Source organism: Bradyrhizobium japonicum USDA 6, from assembly GCF_000284375.1.
Taxonomy (GTDB): Bacteria; Pseudomonadota; Alphaproteobacteria; order Rhizobiales; family Xanthobacteraceae; genus Bradyrhizobium; species Bradyrhizobium japonicum.
In genome coordinates, this window is record NC_017249.1 from 5,573,196 (window position 1) to 5,596,741 (window position 23,546).

Sequence of the window (23,546 nt, forward strand, 5' to 3'; positions counted from 1 at the left end):
GCGCATGACTGCTGAACCCGCGGTCCGGTCCGGTCCGGCCGGCCCACAAGCCTTGCGCGCCCGATGGCAAGCCATGGGCAGATCGCCCGCGCTGATCGGGGCCGCCGATGTGCTCGCCGTCCTGATCGCGGCGTCGCTACCCTGGTCGACCACGGCGCCTTCGATCTTCGTCGGGCTCTGGCTGCTGGTGGTGACGCCGACCATCGACTGGCGCGACTATGGACGCCAGCTCGCACGGCCTGCGTTCGCCCTGCCCTTTGCCTTCCTGCTGCTCGCGCTTCTCGGCACGCTCTGGTCGGACGGCGCGTGGGCGGACCGGCTGCATGCGATCAAGCCGGTCGCAAAGCTCGTGCTGATCCCGGCGCTGCTCTATCACTTCAGCCGATCCGAACGCGGTTTCTGGGTTTTCCTTGGCTTTCTCGCGTCCTGCGCGCTACTTGCAGTCTACTCCTGGATCGTGCTGCACGATCCCGCCTGGAAACTCACCGCGACCGCGTCGGCCGGCGTTCCCGTCAAGAACTACATCGACCAGAGCCAGGAATTCACGCTGTGCGCCTTTGCGCTAGCGCTGCCGGCGTTGACTTTCCGGCGCCGCGGAAACGTGGTCGCGACAGTCGTCTGTGTGGCATTGATCCTGCTGTTCGCCACCAACATGGTGTTCGTCGCCTCCGCGCGCACGGCGCTGCTGTGCATCGCGGTGCTGCTCGGACTGCTCACCTGGAGGCATTTGAGCCGGCGCGCGACGCTGGCCCTGCTCGCCGGCACGATAGCTGCGAGCACGCTGGCCTGGACGACCTCGCCCTATCTGCGCCACCGCATTGCAGACATCGCCGTGGAATACCGCCACGGCCATGAGGACATCAGCCGAGCCTCGACCGCCCAACGCCTGACCTATTGGCGCAAGGCGCTTCACGCCATTGCCGAGGCGCCCCTGACCGGTCACGGCACCGGGTCAATCAAGCGCCAGTTCGAGCGCGCCGCTACTGGTGGAAGCAGCCTCGATGCGGAGATCGTCAGCAATCCCCACAACCAGAGCCTCAATGTCGCGATGCAATGGGGCGTACTCGGCGTCGTCCTGCTCTACGCCATGTGGATCGCCCACCTCCGCCTGTTCCTGGACGAAGGCCTTGCGGCCTGGATCGGGCTCGTCGCCGTGGTGCAGAACATCGCGAGCTCACTGCTGAACTCGCACTTGTTCGATTTCCACGAAGGCTGGATGTATGTGCTCGGCGTCGGCGTCGCCGGCGGCATGGTGCTGAAAGCGAAAGCCGGACCACATTTGCTTTTTGAGACCCGCATGGAGGGTGAAGCGGTCGATCCGCAAAAATTTCTGCGCGCCGGCGTGCGGCTCAGCGCCGACCAGGCCTTTTACTCCGCCGCCACGCAAGCCGCCTGGGGGGGAGCCAGCGCAAAGACGCCGAAAACAGGCACCACCATTTCGAGTTCGCGGCGATAGCTTTCGTAGCTGAGCGCTCCCGGTCGAATGAAGCCGAGCGGAAGCGTGTGATCGACCACACGCCTGAGAACGATCGGAGCGCTCGCCGGCGTAAACTGGGCGCCACCGGGATTGGACAGCGTCGTGATCAGACCGCGTGCGGGCTCGTTTCTCTTATCTGGACGTGACACCATGATCAGACGTATCGCTCCCTTTTCGAGGGTGACGAAGTTCAGGAACGGCCGTCCATCCGGGATGTAGACACGGCCCCTCTGCGTGTGCCCGGCATCAACCCGTTCGCGTTCCTCGAACATGAGACAGGACTCGGCTTCGTCCCAATGAATGCCGATGATGTAGGCACTGATGATCTCGGGGTTGGAGAACGCGGGCCTGAAGCAGACGTAGTCCCCCTCGAAGGCCTCCACTCCCGCGCGATCGCGGTAGCCAAGATCATCGGCGACGTCGAACCTAGACGTCACTGGCGGAGGTTCGAGTCCGCCGGCAATCGACGGCGCATCATGCAATGGAAACTCCTTGTGCGGACTGGTGGCTATCCGCTCGGCAGCGACGTTGCGTATGCGCTCGGACTCATTGAAGACCGCGAGGACCATGCCGCCGACGATGAAGCCGGTTAAGCCAGTGCTTAGCGCCACCAGTTGGATCGCATCCTGCGGATGTACATAGAATTGAGCCAGTACTTGCTGGCCGATCATATGCGCGACCAGCCACCCCGCACAGGTCAGCGCGGCGCCGTTCGCGAGAGCCCCGAGGGCCGCCACGCGGTACCAGCTCATCCGCGAACATCCCATGTAGGAGCAAATGAGCCCGAGGGAAATCGTACAGATGAAAGGCGTGATGACGCCGTATAGCCGCTCGATGAACTGTCTAAGAACGTCCTGATATCCTCCTCCCTGCATCAGGGCGGACACTAGTGGAATGCCGATCCGGAGCGCAATCGACAGCCCCACGACGACGAGACCGGCGACAACCAACTCGGCGATAGGCGGATATCCAGGCGTGTTGCCTTCCTTGCGTCCGATGAAGCGTTGCGCCACGACGATTGCGCCCAGGACTGCGAAGCCGATCGAAGCACCGAACGTGACCGCAATCGTCAGCACCTTGCCGACGTCGATCGGAAGTGTTCCCGGCATGAACACCATCATGCCAATGCTCCAGGCCGTGACGAGAAAGATCGTTGTCGCCCATTGATCCAGCCCAAAGGTCGGCCCGGGACTGTAGGCAAAACCCATCCTTGCTAGCCGCTGTAATCGGCCGCTATGGGTCCTTTCGCAAAACAGGACATAGCGAGACACGAGGCCGCAAGTAAGGTTGGTGACCTCAGCAATGTTTCGGTTCAAAGCGTCCTTCAATTCCGGGGTTGGAAGCGACGACGTGAAAAAGGCAAGACCGGCGTGCATCATCTCTTCGTAACGGGCATCCGCACGAGCCGCCACCGCGTCGCCCATTTGCATGATCATGGCGTAGGCGGATCGGCCATATCCATTTCCGGTGAAGTCGAGGGCCGCAGCATTCTGCCGGGGTCCGACGAACAGGTTGTATAGGCCGATGGCTCTTGTGAAGCGGTCGGGAAGAGTACCGTCCCTGCTGAAACTCAGCGCTTGCGGACCGATATTCTCCGAAACGATTTTGGTCACCTTGCTTCGAAGGTCGTCGCGCGGGACGAAACCCGTGGTTTGCGCGAGTTCAAATGCGAGTCGGTCGGCTTCACGCGGAATGGCGGCCAATCTGACACAAAATGCGCGCGCGGCCCGGTCGATCCGTGCCACCTGCCGGAATTGCGAAGCGACGACGATGATGAGCACGGCCACGATCGGAGCATATTGATCCAGTTGCGCCTGCGCCTTTGGATCTACCGCCTTCACCTGGCCGACGATGAAGTCGAACCCGATGCTGCCCTGGACGAGTCCGATCATTACGACCAGCCAGAGCGGTATCATCAAGGCGTAGTAGAATATCACCCCCCAGAAGAACAGCGCGAAGGTCGTACCGGACCGATTGGTGGGCGGAGAGTTGAAGCGCGCCCAGGCCACGACAAAGAGTGCCAAGATCGCAATAATCCATTGGCTCTTCGTAACGATCGCTTGGATGATGTCCATGTTACGCGCTCCCACATAGCAGGCGACGCTTGCATGATTGGCTCTGCCCTCGCCGAGGCAGGGCACAATTCAGACGCACAATTCAGATCAGGGACCTCGTGGAGGCGCAGCGCGCGTCGACACAGATGCCCGAACAATAGGGAAGACTACGCTGGCCGACCCGGATGCAATGTGAAGTAGAACACACCCGGGAGCACATTTCTTTGGCGGAGTTGGACACCGCGACCGCTGTCGGTCACATACAACCGAACTACGGACTCCGCTCGTGCCCGACCTCGCCGGTGATGACGTCGCCGAACAGCTCCCAGGCCTGTCCGTTGAAGCGCATCAGCTGCATCTGCTCGATCGGGAAGTAGTCGTCGGCGGAGGTGTTGACCATGATCCCGGGCAGCATCAGATCGGTATGAAAATCCTTCAGACTCGTGGCCTGCTTCATCGCGTTGTCTCGCGTGAGATTGTCGCCGCACTGCTTCAGCACCTGCGCCATCGCCTCGGCCTGCACATAGCCATAGAGGTTGTTGGCATTGGCCTTGTCGCCATCAGGGTAATATTTGTCCATGAAGGCGCGCCATTTGATCACGGCCGGATCCTTGTCCCAAGTCGGATCGGTGGGGTCCTTCAGATAGGCTGTCGAGATGATGTCCTTGGAATAGTCGAGCCCGGCCGGCTTCAGCACCGAGGCGATGGAAGTCGCCGTATTGGCGAGGAAGAATTTTGGTTTCCAGCCGAGCTCTCCGACCTTGCGGATCGCCTGCGCCGATCCCTTCGGGGCGGCCCATGAGAAGAAGATGTCGGCGCCCGAGTCATGCAGCGCCACGATCTGCGAGTCGATCGAGGGATCGCTGACCTCATAGGACTTGTCGGCGATGATCATATTGGCCTTGTCGCCGAGCCCGTCCTTCAGCCCCTTGAACTGGTCCTTGCCGGCGTCGTCGTTCTGCCAGAACACGGCGATCTTGCTGTTGGGGAAATGATCGCGGATGTATTTTGCGTAGATCCGCCCCTCGCTCTGGTAGTTCGGCTGGAAACCCATGGTCCACGGGAAATTCTTGGGGTCCCCGAACTTGGTGCCGCCGGAGGCGACGAACAGCTGCGGCACCTTCTTGGCGTTCATGTATTTCATGATCGCGGAGTTCGAGGGCGTGCCGAGCGGCTGGAAGATCAGCAGCACCTCGTCGCTTTCGACCAGCTTGCGCGCCTGCTCGATCGCCTTCGGCGGCGAATAGGCGTCGTCATAGCTGATGAAGTTGATCTTGCGGCCGTTGATTCCGCCCTGGTCGTTGATCATCCTGAAATAGGCGGCCTCGGTCTTGCCGATCACGCCATAGGACGACGCCGGCCCGCTATAGGGCATGATGTTGCCGATCTTGACTTCGGTATCGGTGGCGCCGGGATCGTATTTCTTCTGCGCCAAGGCCGGTGCCGTGACGAGCACGCCGGCAGCAAGAATGGCGAGGGCAGCAAGGCTTCCGCGACGACCCGGCATCGTTCTCTCCCCTATGTTTTGTAGTCTTGTTTTGCGGAGAGTGTCGCAAGGCCGTTCGTCGCTGGCAAGCGCCGCGATTTTCCGCGCCGTGAAACGACGGACCCGGAACTTACGCGATGCGCCGCAGCAATGTCAGCGCGCGCCCGTCGATCACGAGCAGCGCGCTGCCGATGACGACGGCGCCCGCGATCTCGCGCGCGGAGATCGGCTCACCCAGCACCAGCCATCCCAGCAGGATGGCGGTGACCGGAATGAGCAGCGTCACCAGCATCACATTGGTCGCGCCCGAGCGGCGGATGATCTGAAAGAAGACGATGTAGGCGAGCGCCGTCGACAGGGCGGCAAGGCCAAGCACCGCGAGCCAGGTCGTCAGGCCCGGCATCGAAAGGTGCCACGGTTGCTCCATTGCGCCGGCAACGATCGCCATCATCACCGTCGATGCCATCAGCTGAAACGTCGCCGTTCCCAGCGGAGGCGTGTCCTTCAGCAGCCGCCGCGCGGCCAGCGCCGCAAAGCCATAGCTGAGGGCGCCGCCGAGGCAGAGCAGGATGCCGAGCCCCTGCCCCGGCCGCATCTCGATGCCCCAGCCACGCAGGACGACCACGCCGGCGACGCCGAGCGCCACGCCGGCAAGGCGCCGCATCTGCAAGGCTTCCTCGCCCGCCATCGCCATCACCAGCACCGTGAACAGCGGCGTGGTAGCATTGAGGATCGACGCCAGCCCGCTCGGGATGAAGGTCTGGCCGATCACGATCAGCGAGAACGGGATGACGTTGTTGAGCAGCCCGATCGCGACGAACGGCTTCCAGCCCGGCATACCCTTGGGAAGCCCGATCCCCTGCATCCGCAGCAACGGCAGCAGAATGGCCGCCCCAAGCGCGACGCGCAGCAGCACCAGCGTCAGCGGCGGCAATTCCCGCAGCGCCGCGCCGTTGAAGAAGAACGATCCGCCCCAGAGAACCGAGAGCACCGCAAGCAGCGACCAGTCTCGCGCGTCGATCCTGCTATCGTTTGGGGACATGTGCTTCACCTCGGCGGCCGAGCCTGCCGCCTAGGACGACGCGAGAAAGCCCGCCACCCGATTCCCGATAACGTTGCTCAGGAGGGGCGCCGCGAGCGAGCATCGCCGGTAATATCGGCGATCACCGCTCCAATCACCAGCGCGCCGCCAATGAGCGCGTGCACGGCGGGCAACTCCCGGAAGCCGACCCAGATCCAGAACGGCATCAGCGGTGTTTCCAGCGTCGCGATCAGCGAGGCCTGTCCCGATGGCAGCAAGCGCGAGCCGAGCATGTAGAAGGTCAGGCCGAGCGCGACCTGGAGGCAGCCGAACATCGCGAGGATCGCAAGGCCATGTCCGCCGACATGGGCGATGTCGTGGGCGAAGGGAAGGCTGACGAGGCTTCCCATCAAGTTCGAAAGCGCGGCCGCCGCCACCATCGACGTCTCGCGATGGCGCCGGACCACGACCGTCATGGCGGAGATGGCAAGCACCATCAGGCAGCTCAGCGCGACGCCGCCGAGATCGGCGCCGGCTTGAACGCCGCCGACCGTGATCACCACGCCGGCAAAGGCGATCAGGCTCGCGGTCAGCGTACGCCACGTCGCGGCCTCTCCGAGCCACAGCCACGCCAGCGCAGCCGCAACGAAGGGCTGGGTGGCGATCAGCACCGCCACGTTCATGACCTTGGTCATCTGAAGCGCGGGAATGAACGAGACCATGCCGACCGCGGACAAGGACGCGACGAGCAGGCCGCCCTTCCCCGGCACGACCAATTGCCACAGCGCGGCGCGGCCCTGCATCAGGACGAGAAAGACCGTGATCAAGCTGCCCGCGAACAGGCCGCGCCAGAACAGGATGGTCCAGGGATCGAACGGCAACAGGCGCGTGAAGAACGGCGCCGTGCTCCAGGCAATTGCGGCGGAGATGACGAGGGCAATGCCGAGACCGCGTTCCGAACGAGGCTGCCCCATGTTGACGCGTCCAGCTAGGTCGGCTTCTTCGGCCGCGAGACCAGCTCGATCATCTTGCCTTCGTCGTCATCGGGCATCGCGGCCTTGGCCTGCGCGTAGGACTCGACCGCAGCGCGCGAGACCAGCGGCTTGTCCGCCAGCAGGCTTTCCGCGAGCTTCACGGCGTAGGCCGCATCCTTGTGCCGCAGCGCCGCCGTAAACGTCGCGCCGCTGAAATCGCGGGCGACCATGCGCTTGGAATGACGCTGCACTTGCGGGCTGGCCGCGACACCAGCCTGGATCGATTCCAGCACCAGGTTCATGTCGAGCCCGGCCTGCTCGGCGATGGCGAGGCCTTCGGCAAGGCCCGCGATCTGGATCGCACCCAGGAGATTGTTGATGAGCTTGTAGACGGTGCCGGAGCCGACCGCGCCGAAATGGCGGATGGTCGAGCCGATCGGTTCGAGATAAGGCCGGGCGCGTTCGAGGTCGGCCGCATCGGCGCCTGCGAGCAGCGTCAGCTTTCCGGCAGCTGCCGCATCGGGCAATCCCGTCACCGGGCAGTCGATGTAGATCAGCCCCCGCGCGTTCAGTTCGCGGCCCATTTCGCGGGCGTGGTCATAGGAGACGGTGGAGCACTCGATCGCGATGGTGCCGGCCTTTGCCGTCTTGGCCGCGCCCTGAGGCCCGAGCCAGACCGCGCGCGAGGCTTCGTCATCGGCGACCATTGTCACGACCGCATCGGCATCGATCGCGGCATCCTCAGGCGATGTCGCCCAATGCGCACCGCGCGCGATCAGGTCGCCCGCCTTTGCCTTGCTGCGATTCCACAGCGTCACCGTGAAGCCGGCATCGAGATAGCGGCCGGCCATGCCGTGGCCCATCCGCCCCAATCCGATGAAGGCGACGCGGGACATCAGTCGACGTCCTCGATGTCGGCGCCGGCGGTGCCGAAGGCGCGCTGCGCCAGGGTTGCGGCCATGAAGTCGTCGAGCTCGCCGTTGAGCACGCCTGACGTGTCGGAGGTCTGCACACCGGTGCGCAGGTCCTTCACCATCTGGTAGGGCTGCAGCACATAGGAGCGGATCTGGTGACCCCAGCCGATATCGGTCTTGGCGGCCTGGTCGGCGGCGGCCTTCTCCTCGCGCTTCTTCAACTCGATCTCGTAAAGCCGCGCGCGCAGCATGTCCCAGGCCTGCGCCCGGTTCTTGTGCTGGGAGCGGCCGGCCTGGCAGACCACGGCAACGCCGGTCGGAATGTGCGTCAGGCGCACCGCGGATTCGGTTTTGTTGACGTGCTGGCCGCCGGCACCGCCCGAGCGCATGGTGTCGACGCGGACGTCGGATTCCTTGATGTCGATCTTGATGCTGTCGTCGATGACGGGGAAGACCTGCACGCTCGAGAACGAAGTGTGCCGCCGCGCATTGGAATCGAACGGCGAGATGCGGACGAGGCGGTGCACGCCCGCCTCCGTCTTCAGCCAGCCATAGGCATTGTGGCCGGAGACCTGGATCGTCGCGGACTTGATGCCGGCCTCTTCGCCCTCGGACTCTTCGAGGAATTCGACCTTGAAGCCGTGCGTCTCGGCCCAGCGCGTGTACATGCGCAAGAGCATCTGCGCCCAGTCCTGGCTCTCGGTGCCACCAGCGCCGGCATGGACTTCGAGATAGGAATCGAAACGATCGGCCTCGCCCGACAGCAGCGCTTCGAGCTCGCGCCGGGCGACTTCCTTCTTCAGGCTCTTCAGCGCGGCTTCGGCTTCGGCCACAACACCTGCATCGCCCTCGGCCTCGCCGAGCTCGATCATGCCGATGTCGTCTTCGAGCTCCTGCTCGACCTTGCCGATGCCCGAAAGCGAATCCTCAAGCGAGGTCCGCTCCTGCATCAGCTTCTGGGCTTTCTGGGGATCGTTCCAGAGATTGGGATCTTCTGCGAGCTTGTTCAGCTCAGCGAGGCGCGCCGTCGATTTCTCGACGTCAAAGATGCCTCCTCAGCAGCCCGACTGACTGCTTGATCTCTTCTACCAACCGTTCGATTTCGGCGCGCATGTCGTTCTCTGATCTCGCGGAATCCCGCGTGCATTGGAGCTGGGATGTAGCGGCGGCGGCTGCAAAGCGCAACCGCCGGAACCGCGATCGTCTCTCTTATCCGCTAGTACAGCCCGCCGGTGCCCGGCCGCATGAAGAAGCCGGAATCCGGCTGCTGTTGCTGCGACGCCGGCACGCCGCCGCGCCCGTCGGCATCGGCAACGCCGATCACCGAATAATTGTCTGGCGGCGCCGTGCCCGGCTTGAAGGCTTCGAGGATGGTTCCGCCGGTCTCGCCGGGTCCGGCGCGCATGCCGGTCTTGGAGACGACGCGCACGAGCTTGATGCCGGCCGGCACCTTGAACGGAACCGCGGGCTTATCGGCGAGCGCGAGCTTGAGGAAGTCGCGCGCGATGGGCGCGGCCAGATGACCGCCGGTCGCGGCGTTGCCCCTACCGAGCGCACGCGGCTTGTCGTAGCCCATATAGATCGCGACGGCGACGTCGGGCGAGAAGCCGACGAACCAGGCGTCCTTGGCCTCGTTGGTGGTGCCGGTCTTGCCGGCGATCGGCTTGCCGACCTCCTTGACCACGGTTGCGGTACCGGCCTGGACCACGCCTTCCATCAGCTCGGTGATCTGATAGGCGGTCATGGAATCCAGCACCTGCTCGCGGCGGTCGATCAGCTGCGGCTCGGCCTGGTTCTTCCAGCCGCCTGGCGCGTCGCAGCCGCGGCATTCGCGCTGGTCGTGCTTGAAGATGGTGCGGCCGTAGCGGTCCTGGATACGGTCGATCAAGGTCGGCTTCACCCGGCGACCGCCATTGGCGAGCATCGAATAGGCCGTGACCATGCGCATCGCCGTGGTCTCGCCGGCGCCGAGCGCGTAGGACAGATAGTTCGGCAATTCGTCATAGACACCGAAGCGGCGCGCATATTCGCCGATCAGGGGCATGCCGATGTCCTGCGCGAGGCGCACGGTCACGGTGTTCAGCGACTGCCGCAGCGCGTTGCGCAGCGTCACCGGTCCCTGGAATTTGCCGGACGAGAAGTTTTCGGGCCGCCATACGCCGGCGCCCTGGCCCTGGTCGATTTCAATGGGCGCGTCGAGCACCACGGTCGACGGCGTATAGCCGTTGTCGAGCGCGGCCGAATAGACGATCGGCTTGAACGACGAACCCGGCTGCCGGTAGGCCTGCGTGGCGCGGTTGAACTGGCTCTGGTCGAACGAGAAGCCGCCGACCATCGCGAGCACGCGGCCCGTCCACGGATCCATCGCCACCATCGCGCCGGACACTTCGGGGATCTGGCGCAATCGGTACTGGCCTTCGACCGGCTGTCCCTCCTTGGTGTAGAGCGGATCGGCATAGATCACGTCGCCGGGCTGCAACACCTGCGCCACCGACGTCGGGGTCTTGCCCTTGGCATTGCCTTGGGCCGCCCTCGCCCAGCGCACGCCGTCGACCGTGACGATGCCGGTCTCGCGCTGCTTGCTGATGGCGCCGCCGAGCTCGCGGTTCGGCTGGAAGCCGATACGCGCGGACTGGTCGCTGGTTTCCAGCACCACCGCCATGCGCCATGGCGAGATGTCGGACAGCGACTTGATCTCGGCGAGCTTCACGCCCCAATCGCCCGAAATATCGAGCTTGCTCATGGCGCCGCGATAGCCCTGCTGCTCGTCGTAATTCACGAGGCCGGCGACCATGGCCTTGCGCGCCATGACCTGGATCTTCGGATCGAGCGTGGTGCGGACGGAAAGACCGCCTTCGTAGAGCTTCTTCTCGCCGTAGCGCTCGAAGATGTCGCGGCGGACTTCCTCGGCGAAATATTCGCCGGCGAAGGTGTGGGCACCGTTGGAACGGTTGGTGACGGCCAGCGGCTCCTTGCGCGCCTTGTCGGCGTCGGCCTGCTTGATCCAGCCGTTCTCCAGCAGACGGTCGATCACGTAGTTGCGGCGCTCGATGGCGCGATCGCGGTTGCGCACCGGATGCAGCGTCGCGGGCATCTTCGGCAGCGCGGCCAGATAGGACGCTTCAGCGACCGTCAGCTCGTTCACCGACTTGTCGAAATACACCAGCGAAGCGGCCGCGATGCCGTAGGCGCCGAGGCCGAGATAGATCTCGTTCAGATACAGCTCGAGGATCTTGTCCTTCGAGTAGGTCTTCTCGATGCGCATCGCCAGCAAGGCTTCCTTGATCTTGCGGGCGAAGGAGACCTCGTTGGTCAGAAGGAAGTTCTTGGCGACCTGCTGGGTGATCGTGGAGGCGCCCTGCGGACGCCGGTTCGAGCCGTAGTTCTGGATGAAGAGCACGCCGGCGCGCGCCATACCGGTGTAGTCGATGCCGCCATGCTCGTAGAAATTCTTGTCCTCGGCCGCGAGGAAGGCGTTGATCACGAGCTTCGGCACCGCCTGGATCGGCAGGTACAGCCGCCGCTCCTTGGCGTATTCGCCGAGCAGCGAGCCGTCGACCGCGTGCACGCGGGTCATCACCGGCGGCTCGTAATCCTGAAGCTGAGAGTAGTCCGGCAAGTCCTTGGAGAAATGCCAGATCAGGCCTGCCACGGCCCCGACACCAACAAGGAACACCACCGTTCCCGCGGCGAACAGGAAGCCCATGAACCGCACCAGCAAGCGCATTATATGTTTATCCGTTCAAACTCTGGATCAGCTCAAGGCACCCAAAACAGGCGCCAACTCCACGTCGCGAATTCACCGGCCTACTCAATTACATCAGTGCCGGACCAAGACGCTTGCCGAACGGGATTCTCGCCGATTCCGGAACCCCCTGCGGCATTTTTATAAAGCGCCCGCTGTGGCCAAACTAGGGCTTTTGCAACGGGACGGAAAATCCCTCTGAATTCGACGAACCTCCGCTCGTCAATTTGGCGATCCCCCGGTCGTTAGTTCGACGATCCCCCGGTCGTCAGTTTGACGATCCCGCCGTGGCCATGCGCTTGGTCAGGAACCCGTCGATCGCCTGAGCCATCGAGCCCACCGCCTTGGACCGCCAGCCCTCGGAAACGAGATGCTCGAGGTCTCCCTTGTTGGAGACATAGCCGATTTCGACCAGCACCGACGGCACGTCAGGCGCCTTGAGGACCCGGAAGCCGGCCGACTTCAGCGGATGCTTGTGCATCCGCACGGTCGACTTCATTTCACCCATCAACAGGCGGGCAAAACGACTTGAAAAGGTACGAGTTTCCCGTTGGGTGAGGTCGATCAGGATGTCCGCGACGTCGGTCGGCTCTTCCGCGAGATTGAAACCGGCAATCGCATCCGCCCGATTTTCCGCATCCGCCAGTCGCTGCGCCTCGGCGTCGGAGGCCTTGTCGGACAGCGTGTAGATGGTCGCGCCCTGCGCATCACCCTCGGCCTTCGGCAGCGCGTCGGCGTGGATCGAGACGAACAAGGCGGCCTTGAGCCCGCGGGCGACTTTGACCCGGTCGTTGAGCGGAATGAAGGTGTCGTCGTCCCGTGTCATCACCACGCGGAATTTGCCGGTCTTGTCCAGCCGATCGCGCAGCGCCAGGCCAAAGGCCAGCACCAGGGTCTTCTCGCTCTCGCCGCTCGACTGCGTGCCGTTGTCGATGCCGCCATGGCCGGGATCGATCACGACGATCGGGCGGCCATCGACCTTCTGCTGCCCGGCGTCCGGAGCGGCGGCGGCCGGAACCGTTGCCGGCGGCGCGTCGGCGATGGCGGGCCGCAGTTCGGGGCGTTTCTCGGGGACGAGCGACTGCACGAAGGCGGCACGGTCGACCTCCTCCAGCTCGAGCACGAGCCGGGCCGGCTGGCCATTGGCGGCCTCCAGCACGTAGGATTTGGTGATCTTGGCCGGGCCTGTCAGGTCGAACACGATTCGCGAGCCGCCGGGCATGACCAGTCCGTAGCGGAAGGCCTTGACCAGTCCCCGTCCCTCGACCCCGGTGCCGGCAGGCAGTTGAAAATTGACCTGGGGCACATCGACCACCACCCGGTACGGGTCGGCGAGCGTCACAGCGCGGAAGGTGACGGCCTGATCGATGTCGAGGATGAAGCGGGTCTGCTTGCCATCGCCGGCCAGCCGAGCGGCGGAGGCGGTCGGAAAATTCGCAACCGCAACAGAGGGTTGCGGTTGGCTTTCCGCCGCGCTTAGGCGCCAGGAATCAGCGCAGGCCAATGCTGCGGCGCACAGAACCGCGCATCCCAGCAAAACCCTTTGATTTGTGCGGCTCGCCACCGATTTTGCGCCTCCGAGCAGCTCCTTTAACGCAATAGAACCGCAGGGTTAATCGATGCTTAATGACGGATATACGAAACTCGCCAACTGTGACCGCCGTGCGACGCTCCTTGCACGGTTGGTCCATTCCACGTATGTACGGAGTGCTGACGGCCGATATTTCCGGTTGTGTCGCGTTCAGCCTCCCGGTGCAGCGCCGGAACTCTCAAGGTTTGGGAATTCCAGCGTTTTTCCGTTCCCCTCAAAGACCAGCGCGGTGCGCGGCAGCGAGGCGGAGCGGGTCAAGCCCCGGTGGCGGACGGTCCCTGGTTACCACCGCGTTTCCGGGACGGTTTTGACAGCGACGTGACTCGTTACCCGGTCCCTTAATCCCAAGGGAGCGGTTCGTAATCCCCAAGGCGAGCGCGCTCGCGCCATGCCTGGCCAGCAGCAACTGATTGAGGGGCGGCCCCGCCGCCCAATGTTTCATACGGGCCGACGCTTGATGCGCCAGACTGTGCCGACGAATTCTGAAGGACCGTTCGCGACGCTGCGGAGTGACAATCCCGCGCGCCGCTTCGGCCCTCCAGCTTCCGTTTCGGCAAGGCGCGAGAGACGGCGTTTCGGCCTTCCCCTCACCCCCGAATCAGGTGGACCGTCGCGTCACCCGGCAGCGCAGATCGCGCCCACGGTGAATCGCGCCCGCCGCCGCCAAGAGTTAAGACATGCCCAACAAGATGTTGATCGATGCCACCCACCCGGAGGAGACCCGGGTCGTCGTGGTCCGCGGCAATCGCGTCGAAGAGTTTGATTTCGAGACCGCCCAACGCAAGCAACTGCGCGGGAATATCTACCTCGCCAAGGTCACCCGGGTGGAGCCTTCGCTCCAGGCTGCCTTTGTTGAATATGGCGGCAACCGCCACGGCTTCCTCGCCTTCAGCGAAATCCATCCCGACTACTACCAGATCCCCGTCGCCGACCGGCAGGCACTGATCGAGGCCGAGGAACAGGCCCATCGCGAGGCCGAGGAAGAGAGCGAGAACCGCTCCCACGGCCGCCGCCGCTCGCGCCACCGCAACGCCCGCCGCCGCGGTCAAGGCGAGCGCGTCCGCAGCGACATCGTCGAGGGTCTCGAGGCCGGCGCCGATCCCGCAGCCCAGCCGGTCGAGGGCGAAGCTCCGCACACCGAGGGCGCGCCGCACGAGGGCGAGCATCTGCACGCCGATGCCGAGCATCGCGGCGAGCACGACGGCCAAGAGCATCAAGACCACGATCATCAAGACCACGAACATGGCGAGCATGATCACCACGATCATGACCACGAAGGCCATGATCATCACGATCATGCGCACGACGACCACCATCACGATCATGACCATGGTCATGACGGCCAGCAAGATCACCATGACCATGATCATGCCGGCGAGACGCCCTCGCCTGTCGCGGCCGTCGGCGCCGAGCCCGTGGTCGCGACCGAGGCCGCTGCCGAACCGCAGGAGGCTGTCGCCTCCGAGGCCCATGCCGAGGCTCTCGCCGAAGCCGTGACCGCTTCCACCGAACCGGCCGACGCCGCTTACGCTGCCGGCGAAAGCACTGATGCCCGTCATCAGGAGTCCGATGAGGAAGACGACGAGGACGAGGACGGCGAGGAAGCCGAAGAGGAACACGTCGAATCCGTCGGCGGCGACGACGTGATGGAGGAAGTGCCGGAGCGCACCTTCCGCCCGCGCCGCCAGTACAAGATCCAGGAAGTCATCAAGCGCCGCCAGGTGATGCTGGTGCAGGTCGTCAAGGAAGAGCGCGGCAACAAGGGCGCGGCGCTGACCACCTACCTCTCGCTCGCCGGCCGCTACGCCGTGTTGATGCCGAACACCGCACGCGGCGGCGGCATCAGCCGCAAGATCACGAGCGCCCAGGATCGTTCCCGCCTGAAGGAAGTTGTGCAGGATCTCGACGTGCCCGAGGGCATGGGCATCATCCTGCGCACCGCCGGCGCCGCCCGCACCAAGCCCGAGATCAAGCGCGACTTCGAATACCTGATCCGGATGTGGGAGACGGTGCGCGACCTGACGCTGAAGTCGCAGGCCCCGACCCTGGTCTACGAGGAAGGCTCGCTGATCAAGCGCTCGCTGCGCGACCTCTACAACAAGGAGATCGACGAGATCTCGGTCGCCGGTGAGTCCGGCTACCGCGAAGCGCGCGACTTCATGAAGATGCTGATGCCCGCCAATGTCAGCGCGGTGAGGCAGTATCGGGACGGCCAGCCGCTGTTCTCACGCATGGGCGTCGAGAGCCAGCTGGACGCGATGTTCTCTCCGACCGTGCAGCTGCGCTCCGGCGGCTACATCGTGATCAACCAGACCGAGGCGCTAGTCTCGATCGACGTCAACTCCGGACGGTCGACCCGCGAGCACCATATCGAGGACACTGCGCTCAAGACCAATCTGGAAGCGGCCGAAGAGGTCGCCCGCCAGCTCCGTCTGCGCGACCTCGCCGGCCTGATCGTCATCGACTTCATCGACATGGACGAGAAGCGCAACAACCGTGCGGTCGAGCGCAAGCTGTCCGATTGCCTGCGGCAGGACCGCGCCCGGATCCAGGTCGGCCGCATCTCGCATTTCGGCCTGCTCGAGATGTCGCGCCAGCGCATCCGCGCCAGCGTGCTGGAATCCTCGACCGATCCCTGCCCGCATTGCGGCGGCACCGGCCATGTCCGCTCGGTCTCCTCGGTTGCGCTCCAGCTTTTGCGCGGCCTCGAAGAGATCCTGATGAAGGGCGCGACCCACAATCTCGTGGTCCGCACCCGCACCGATGTCGCGCTCTATGTGCTGAACCACAAGCGCGGCCATCTGCGCGACCTCGAAAACGGCTTCAAGGTCACGCTGGCCGTCATCGCCGACCCCAGCGTCAGCGGACCGCAGGCCTATCTCATCGACCGCGGCGAGCAGGTGCATACGCTGGAAGCCGCGAAGGCGCTGCTGGCGGCGCAGGCCGCCGCAAGCCCGCCGCCCCTAGCCGAAGAAGCCTATGACGACGAGGAATTCGATCCGGAGCTGGAATCCGAGGTCGAGACCGAAGAAACCGAAGGCCTCGCCGAGGAGCAGGCTGGCGGCGAAGCGGCTTCCGACCAGGACGGCCAGCGCCGCAAGCGCCGCCGGCGTCGGCGCGGCCGCGGTGGCCCGCGCGACGGCGAGTTGCGCGAGGATGGCGCTCCGGCGTCGTCCGAAGCGGCCGTGGCGGCCAGCGAAGGTGAAGAGGATTCCGAGTCCGAGCAGGACGGCGAGGAAGGTGAGGACCAGGCGGCCCGCAGCGAGCAGCAGGGCAACGGCGATCGCCGTCGCCGGCGTGGTCGTCGCGGTGGACGCCGCCGTCGCGGTGGCAACGAGGAAGGTCTCGCCGGCTCCATCGGCGACGAGCTCGCAGCCAGTGCGCCGTCGGAAGCGACCGACGCCGTCGCCGATTTCGACAGCTTCGGCGGCGAGGCTGCGCCCTCGATCGCGCAGGCCGAACACACCACCGCCGAGCCTCAGGTCAGCCAGCCCGAGCCGCGCGCCGAGGTGCAGATTGAGGCGCCGGCCCAGCCTGAGCCGGCTCCTGCTCCAGCCGCCGCGGACGAAGAGCCGGCCGACGACAAGGCTGCGCGTCGCCGCTCCACGGTCCGGGAAAAGGTGAGCTTCCTGTCGAGCAGCGCGAGCGAGCCGGCAACACCGGTTGTGGCAGCGCCAGAGCCGGTTGCTCCGCCCGCACCGGCCGCTGAACCCGCACCGGAAGCGGCAAGCGAAACTCCGGCCGCACCGCGTCGCGCCGGCTGGTGGTCTCGCCGGTTCGGCGGCGGCGAGTAGAGCGAACAATCAGTTGAAACCGCCCGGCCAAACCGGGCGGTTTTGATTTGGCAAGGTCAGTACGATGCAAAGCGTAATTGTTCTCGGCGGCGGCATGATCGGTGTGAGCGCGGCGCTGCACCTCCGGCAGCGCGGCTGGTCGGTCACGCTCGTCGACCGCAGGGAGCCGGGCCGCGAGACCAGCTACGGCAATGCCGGGATGATCCAGGCCGAAGCCGTGCGTCCCTATCCGATGCCGCGCGACCTCGCCTCGCTTCTGAAGATCGCGACCGGCCGCACCAACGACGTACGCTACAGCCTGTCGTCGCTCCATCTCCATATCGAGCCCCTGCTGCGCTACTGGTGGCATTCGGCGCCGAAGCGGCATCGCGAGGCGATCGACGCCTGGGCGCGGCTGATCGCCTACGCGACGGCGGAGCACGACATCCTCATTCGCGAAGCCCATGCCGACAATCTGATCCGCCGCGCGGGCTACCGGCACCTGCATCGCGACGCAGCGTCCTTCGATCTCGCCGTCAAGGCGGCGGAACAAGACCAGCGCGAATTCGGCGTCAGGTTTCGCGCGCTCTCGGGGGCCGAGCTCGCCAAGGCCGAACCGATCCTGCGCGACGACCTGCCCGGTGCGATCCATTGGCTCGACACCTGGACCGTGTCCGATCCCGGCGCACTGGTCACGGCCTATGCCGAGCTGTTCGAGCGCCTCGGCGGCACCATCGTGCTCGGCGATGCCCAGACCCTGCGGCAGACCGCGACCGGCTGGTCGGTCGACACGGACCAGGGAGCCATCGACGCTGCGGCCGCCGTCGTGACGCTCGGGCCCTGGTCGCCCAATCTCCTGCACAAATTCGGCTATCGCATTCCGCTGGTGCGCAAGCGCGGCTACCACATGCATTACAGCGGCGGCGCATCGCTCGATCTGCCGCTGGTCGACAAGGCCGGCGGCTACGCCATGGGTCCGATGGCCAAGGGCATCCGCATCACCACGGGCGCGGAATTGACCGGCATGGACGCGCTCGCCACGCCGGTGCAGCTCGCCAGTGCCGAAGCTTCGGCGCGAGAGCTGATCGACCTCGGCAAGCGGGTCGAGCCCGACCCGTGGTTCGGCACCCGCCCCTGCACACCCGACATGCTGCCGGTGCTCGGGCAAGCGCCGCGTCATCAGGGCCTCTGGATGAATTTCGGCCACGGCCACCAGGGCTTTACGCTTGGACCCGCGACCGGTCGCCTGCTCGCCGGGATGATGAGCGGCGAGACGCCGGCGATCGATCCGACGCCATACCGGCCCGAGCGGTTCTAGCAGTCGGCGCGCTCGGCCAGCAGCTTCCTGATCCGGTCGGCATCTTCGGGCGTCGCCGGATTGTAGACGATCATGCTGAGATCGGAGCGGCCCTCGACATTGAAGCTCGAATATTCGAACGACATCGTGCCGTGAACGGGATGCCGCAGCCGCTTGGTGCCGTCGCCATGATGGCGCACGTCATTGTCGCGCCAGAGCGCCGCGAATTCCGGACTTGTCCGACAGAGCTCGTCGACGAAATCGGCGACATGCGAGACGGCACCTGCCCGCGCCGCGTCTGCCCTGAATGCGGCCACCACGAAGCGCGCCACACTGTCCCAGTCATACTGCGCGGCACGCACGCGCGGATCACAGAAGATGAAGCGCAGGATGTTGCGCTGTCCCGGCGGGATCGCGCCGTAGTCGGTCAGCACGACGCTTGCGGCGCGATTCCAGGCGACGACGTCCCAGGTCGCGGTGCGCACCAGCGCCGGGCTGAATGAGAGCGCATCGAGCACGCGTTGCAGCCGCGGCGAGACGCCTTCGCTGGCCTGGTAGCGCACCTCGGGCGGGCGGCCGAGGCCGATCAGGAACAGGTGCTCGCGCTCGACATCGGTCAGCATCAACGCGCGCGCGATCCGGTCGAGCACGTCGGCCGACGGCGCCCCGCCGCGGCCCTGCTCCAGCCAGGTGTACCAGGTCGAGCTGATGTTGGCGCGCTGGGCCACTTCCTCCCGGCGCAGACCCGGCGTGCGCCTGCGGCTGCCGGAGAAGCCGAACGCGGCTGCATCGAGCCGGGTGCGACGGTCCTTCAGATAGGCCCCAAGCAAGTTGTCGGCGGCAGCGCTCTCGCTCATCCTGTTAGCTATTATACCCCGATAAGGTCACTACTTTACCCGGATAACTCTAGCGCAGATGGTTCTCTCCACCAACCCAGGAGATTTCACATGCGTGTTTTCGTTACCGGTGCCACCGGCTTCGTCGGCTCCGCCGTCGTTCGAGACCTGATGGCCGCCGGCCATGGCGTGCTCGGCCTCGCCCGCTCCGATGCCAGCGCCGCAGCGCTCACCGCGATGGGCGCCGAGGTCCATCGTGGGTCGCTGGAGGATCATGCCTCCTTACGCGGCGGCGCCGCCGCTTCTGACGGTGTGCTGCATCTCGGCTTCAACCACGACTTCTCGAAATTCGCCGACAATTGCGAGCTGGACCGCGGTGCGATCCTGGCAATCGGCGAGGAGCTCAAAGGCTCCGACCGCCCTCTCATCGTCACCTCCGGCGTAGCGCTGCTGGCGCCCGGACGGCTCGCGACCGAAGACGATGCGGCGGCCCGCCACTTTCCGCGCGTCTCGGAAGCCACCGCCGAGGACCTCGCAGAGCGCGGCGTCCGCGCCGGCATCGTGCGGCTGCCGCCCACGACCCATGGCGAAGGCGACCACGGCTTCGTGCCGCGCCTGATCGCGATCGCGCGAGAGAAAGGCGCCGCGGCTTATATCGGTGACGGGAGCAACCGCTGGCCAGCCGCGCACCGCCTCGACGCCGCGCGCGTCTACCGACTCGCGCTGGAGCAAGGCGCATCCGCTCGGCGCTATCACGCGATCGCCGAAGAAGGTGTGCCGTTCAAAACGATTGCGGAAGTGATCGGCAAAAGGCTCGGCCTGCCCGTGGTCTCAAAATCCGCCGACGACGCCGAGGCGCATTTCGGCTGGTTCGCGCGATTTGCGGCCGTCGACGTTCCGACCTCGAGTGCGAAAACGCGTGCCCTGCTCGGCTGGGAGCCGAAAGAAAAAGGGCTGATCGAGGATCTCGACCAGCCCTTTTATTTCTGACGACGCTCCGCGCCGCCGGACGCAACTTGCAGATCAGTCCGTCGTGAGGGCCGTTTCCATGTCTGTCGGATCGATCTGCCTCGCGAGGTTGGCGTTGAGCTTGTCGCGGTCGAGCTCGCCTTCCCACCAGGCGACGATCACGCAGGCCACGCCGTTGCCACAGAGGTTGGTCAGTGCGCGGCATTCGCTCATGAACTTGTCGATGCCGAGCACGATCGCCATGCCCGGCACGAGGCGCGGATCGACCACGGCGAGCGTCGCGGCCAGCGTGATGAAGCCCGCGCCGGTGATGCCGGAGGCACCCTTCGAGGTCAGCATCGCCACCACCAGGATGGTGAGCTGCTGGCCGAAGGAGAGATCGAAGCCGAGCGCCTGCGCGATGAACAGCGTCGCCAGCGTCATGTAGATGTTGGTGCCGTCGAGATTGAACGAATAGCCCGTGGGCACCACGAGACCAACCACCGACTTCGAGCAGCCGAGGCGCTCGAGTTTCTCCATCAAGGACGGCAGCGCGCTTTCCGAGGACGAGGTGCCGAGCACGATCAGCAGCTCGTCCTTGATGTAGGCGAGGAACTTGAAGATGGAGAAGCCGGCGAAGCGCGCGATGATCCCGAGCACGACGAACACGAACAGCGCGGCGGTGACGTAGAACGTCGCGATCAGGCCGACCAGGTTGAGGATCGCCCCGGTGCCGAACTTGCCGATGGTGTAGGCCATCGCGCCGAAGGCGCCGACCGGCGCCGCGCGCATCACGATGGAGATGACGCCGAACACCGCATGGGCGGCGTCATCGATGAAGCTGCGGATGGTGTGGCCGCGCTCGCCGAGCCCCATGAGGGCGAAGCCGAACAGCACCGAGAACAGCAACACCTGCAGGATCTCGCCTTGCGCGAAGGCGCCGACCACGGTGTCGGGGATGATGTGCAGGATGAAGTCGACCGACCTCTGGCCCTCGGCCTGCTTGGCGTAGTTGGCGACGGCCTGCGCGTTGGCGGCGGCGCTGCCGAAGCCCGCACCCGGCTTCACCAGGTTGCCGATGATGAGTCCGATCACCAGCGCGAAGGTCGAGACGACCTCGAAATAGACCAGCGCCTTGACGCCGATGCGGCCGACCTTCTTGGCGTCCTGAATATGCGCGATGCCGGAGACCACGGTGCAGAAGATGATCGGCGCGATCACCATCTTGATCAGCTTGATGAAGCCGTCGCCGAGCGCCTTGATCCATTCGTTGGTGGCGACCGTCGGCCAGAGCCAGCCGACCAAGGCGCCGAGCACGATGGCGATCAGCACCTGGACGTAGAGAACCTTGTACCACGGCTTGGCGGCGGCCGGCGCGACCGGCGCCCCCGCCATCGTTGTCGTCGTCATCGTTTCACTCCCCCTCAAACTCAGAGCCAGCCAAGATCAACTTGGCCGGCTCGTCAATCGGAACTGCTCGGAATGGTGCGCTTTACCCGCGTCGATCGACGATCCGGCGGGCCGCCGGCATCAGCGCGGCGCCCAGTGCGTTCTTGACCACCGATGCCGCAATGAACGGCGCGACGCCGACCGCCCAGGCCTTGGTTGCGCCAAGGCCGATGACGTAGGCCAGCCAGCTGAAGCCGGCGATGAAAATGACGACATGGGCAAGCGCCATTGCTCCAAACAGCAGCACGACGTTGCGATCCCAGCCGCGCTCGGCGAGCCAGCCGGTGATGAAGGCAGCCAGCACGAAGCCATACAGATAGCCGGCAGTCGGGCCGACAAGCGGTGCAATTCCACCGACCGGACCGGCGAACACGGGCAGCCCCATCGCGCCTTCGGCGAGGTAGGCGATCATGGTTGCGCTGCCAAGCCGCCAGCCATAAGCGGCGCCGATCATCAGCACGACCAGCGTCTGCAGGGTCATGGGCACATAAGGCAGCGGCAGATTCACCTTGGCTGATAGCGCCATCAAGGCGGTGCCGAGCGCAATCAGCACGACGGCGCGAAGTGCGCCGACGGTTTCGCCCGGACGGGTCGGCCACATCAATGCGGCGAGAGGAGAATGCGTGGCGGCGGTCGGGATGGAACGGTCAGACAAGGGGCACTCCAGAAGGCTGTCGAAAACTCGCGGCTATTTAAGCCAGTGAGCGATCCGGTCAACTGCCTCCCGCATCTCCGCTGCCGAACGCGCATAGGAGAGCCGTATGAACGAACGACCATGGATGGGATCGAAATCGAGACCCGGCGTGGCCGCAACGTGCGCCTGCTCCAGCATCTGCTTGGCGAACTCGAAACTGTCCGAGGTGAAGTCCGAGACATCGGCATAGAGATAGAAGGCGCCATCGGCAGGCAGGAACTTGTTGAGGCCCGCCTTGGGCAATCCTTCGATCAGGATGCGCCGGTTTTCCTGATAGCCGTGCTTGATCTCCTCCATCTCGGCCGCGCCGTCGAAGGCCGCCTCGGCCGCGATTTGCGACAGTGAAGGCACCGAGATCGAGAGGTTCTGCTGCAGCCGCTCGATCGGCCGCACCAGTATCTCGGGCACGACCATCCAGCCGACGCGCCAGCCCGTCATGCAAAAATATTTCGAGAACGAGTTGATCACGAGTGCGTGCTCCGACAACGCCGCCGCCGTCGCCGCCGGAAACGCGTAGTCGAGCCCGTGATAGATCTCGTCGGAGATGAAGCGGATGCCGGCGTCTTCCGCCGCAGCGATCAGGCCCGCGAGCGCCTCGCGGGGCATCATCGTCCCGGTCGGATTGGCCGGGCTGCCGACCAGCACGCCCTTCAGCGGCGCCTTGCGATGCGCCGCCAGCAGCGCCTCGCCGGTCAGCGCGTGGCGTGTGTCATTGCTGGTCTCGATCAGCACCGGCTCGCAACCGAGCGCGGTGAGGATGTGACGGTAGGGCGGATAACCCGGCACCGTCACGGCGACGCGGTCGCCGGGCGCGAACATCGACAGGAAAGCCAGGATGAACCCGCCGGAGGAGCCTGTCGTCACCACGACCCGCTCGGGGTTGACATCGCAGCCATAGGCATCCCGATAGTGGCGCGCGATGCGTTCGCGCAATGAGGGGATGCCGAGCGCGGAGGTGTAATCGATCCGCCCCGCCTCGAGCGCCGCATGGGCGGCCGCGATCGCGGTCTTTGGGGCGCCGGTTGCGGGCTGGCCGACCTCCATGTGGATGACATGGCCGCCTGCCGCCTCGATTCGGGCCGCGGCGGCCATCACGTCCATCACCATGAACGGGGGAACATCGCTGCGGCGGGAGGGCTCGAGCCACTGCCCTACCCGGTTCCTCAATGTCGCATCGTGCATCGAATTCTGCTATTTCGCTGGCGAACCGGTCGGTTCGGTCCCGTAAACGGGGCGCTTGCGCCCCAGACTGGCCGCATTGTACGGCTCATAAGGGCATATCTCGTA

The 23,546-nt window shown here is 65.1% G+C and carries 16 protein-coding genes; 4 read left to right on the forward strand and 12 right to left on the reverse strand.

Going from position 1 to position 23,546, the window contains the following annotated elements:
* Positions 1–4: 4 nt before the first annotated feature.
* Positions 5–1,456: an O-antigen ligase family protein gene (locus tag BJ6T_RS26405; protein WP_080593897.1), complete on the forward strand. Its 1,452-nt coding sequence runs from the start codon at positions 5–7 to the stop codon at positions 1,454–1,456.
* Here BJ6T_RS26405 and BJ6T_RS42675 read toward each other — a convergent pair.
* From BJ6T_RS42675 to BJ6T_RS26445, 8 genes are all read right to left on the reverse strand, one after another.
* Positions 1,369–3,552: a hypothetical protein gene (locus tag BJ6T_RS42675; RefSeq protein WP_014495573.1), complete on the reverse strand. Its 2,184-nt coding sequence runs from the start codon at positions 3,550–3,552 to the stop codon at positions 1,369–1,371. The two genes, BJ6T_RS26405 and BJ6T_RS42675, sit on opposite strands and share 88 nt — an antisense overlap.
* A 250-nt stretch (positions 3,553–3,802) precedes the next feature.
* Positions 3,803–5,038: an ABC transporter substrate-binding protein gene (locus tag BJ6T_RS26415; protein WP_014495574.1), complete on the reverse strand. Its 1,236-nt coding sequence runs from the start codon at positions 5,036–5,038 to the stop codon at positions 3,803–3,805.
* A gap of 109 nt (positions 5,039–5,147) precedes the next feature.
* On the reverse strand, positions 5,148–6,059 hold the full coding sequence (locus tag BJ6T_RS26420; protein WP_014495575.1) for a DMT family transporter: 912 nt from the start codon (positions 6,057–6,059) through the stop codon (positions 5,148–5,150).
* 77 nt (positions 6,060–6,136) lie between these two features.
* Positions 6,137–7,012: a DMT family transporter gene (locus BJ6T_RS26425; RefSeq protein WP_014495576.1), complete on the reverse strand. Its 876-nt coding sequence runs from the start codon at positions 7,010–7,012 to the stop codon at positions 6,137–6,139.
* Positions 7,013–7,026: 14 nt separating this feature from the next.
* Positions 7,027–7,908 (reverse strand): NAD(P)-dependent oxidoreductase, encoded by an 882-nt coding sequence (locus BJ6T_RS26430; protein ID WP_014495577.1) that lies wholly within the window; start codon positions 7,906–7,908, stop codon positions 7,027–7,029.
* Positions 7,908–9,039 (reverse strand): peptide chain release factor 2 gene (gene prfB, locus BJ6T_RS26435; protein ID WP_141378514.1). Its coding sequence is split into 2 segments (ribosomal slippage): positions 7,908–8,969 and positions 8,971–9,039, totalling 1,131 coding nucleotides; the frame shifts between segments, so codons are not numbered across the junction. The genes BJ6T_RS26430 and prfB overlap by 1 nt, the downstream gene beginning before the upstream one ends.
* Positions 9,040–9,142: 103 nt before the next feature.
* Entirely contained in the window at positions 9,143–11,653 is a 2,511-nt protein-coding gene (locus tag BJ6T_RS26440; RefSeq protein WP_014495579.1) for a penicillin-binding protein 1A, read from the reverse strand.
* A 286-nt stretch (positions 11,654–11,939) separates the two neighbouring features.
* Entirely contained in the window at positions 11,940–13,235 is a 1,296-nt protein-coding gene (locus BJ6T_RS26445) for an N-acetylmuramoyl-L-alanine amidase (RefSeq protein WP_014495580.1), read from the reverse strand.
* Between the two features lie 704 nt (positions 13,236–13,939).
* On the opposite strand from BJ6T_RS26445, the gene BJ6T_RS26450 reads away from it, so the two are divergent.
* Positions 13,940–17,056: an Rne/Rng family ribonuclease gene (locus BJ6T_RS26450; protein WP_028169551.1), complete on the forward strand. Its 3,117-nt coding sequence runs from the start codon at positions 13,940–13,942 to the stop codon at positions 17,054–17,056.
* A gap of 64 nt (positions 17,057–17,120) precedes the next feature.
* The gene (locus BJ6T_RS26455) at positions 17,121–18,353 is read left to right on the forward strand and encodes an NAD(P)/FAD-dependent oxidoreductase (RefSeq protein WP_014495583.1); all 1,233 of its coding nucleotides are present in this window, start codon (positions 17,121–17,123) and stop codon (positions 18,351–18,353) included.
* On the opposite strand, the gene BJ6T_RS26460 is transcribed toward BJ6T_RS26455, so the two are convergent.
* Complete coding sequence (locus BJ6T_RS26460) at positions 18,350–19,189, reverse strand: helix-turn-helix transcriptional regulator (protein WP_014495584.1); 840 nt, start codon at positions 19,187–19,189, stop codon at positions 18,350–18,352. The two genes, BJ6T_RS26455 and BJ6T_RS26460, sit on opposite strands and share 4 nt — an antisense overlap.
* A 90-nt stretch (positions 19,190–19,279) precedes the next feature.
* Here BJ6T_RS26460 and BJ6T_RS26465 point away from each other — a divergent pair, with 90 nt between their 5' ends.
* The gene (locus BJ6T_RS26465) at positions 19,280–20,158 is read left to right on the forward strand and encodes an SDR family oxidoreductase (RefSeq protein ID WP_014495585.1); all 879 of its coding nucleotides are present in this window, start codon (positions 19,280–19,282) and stop codon (positions 20,156–20,158) included.
* A gap of 33 nt (positions 20,159–20,191) precedes the next feature.
* On the opposite strand, the gene BJ6T_RS26470 is transcribed toward BJ6T_RS26465, so the two are convergent.
* The 3 genes from BJ6T_RS26470 to BJ6T_RS26480 all read right to left on the reverse strand — a co-directional run bounded on the left by BJ6T_RS26470 (position 20,192) and on the right by BJ6T_RS26480 (position 23,441).
* A complete protein-coding gene (locus BJ6T_RS26470) occupies positions 20,192–21,526 on the reverse strand; it encodes a dicarboxylate/amino acid:cation symporter (protein ID WP_028169552.1) in 1,335 nt (444 codons plus the stop codon).
* A gap of 82 nt (positions 21,527–21,608) precedes the next feature.
* On the reverse strand, positions 21,609–22,166 hold the full coding sequence (locus BJ6T_RS26475) for a biotin transporter BioY (RefSeq protein ID WP_028169553.1): 558 nt from the start codon (positions 22,164–22,166) through the stop codon (positions 21,609–21,611).
* Positions 22,167–22,253: 87 nt separating this feature from the next.
* Positions 22,254–23,441 carry a pyridoxal phosphate-dependent aminotransferase gene (locus BJ6T_RS26480; RefSeq protein ID WP_014495588.1) on the reverse strand — a complete coding sequence of 396 codons (1,188 nt, stop codon included), beginning with the start codon at positions 23,439–23,441 and terminating at the stop codon, positions 22,254–22,256.
* Positions 23,442–23,546 lie beyond the last annotated feature (105 nt).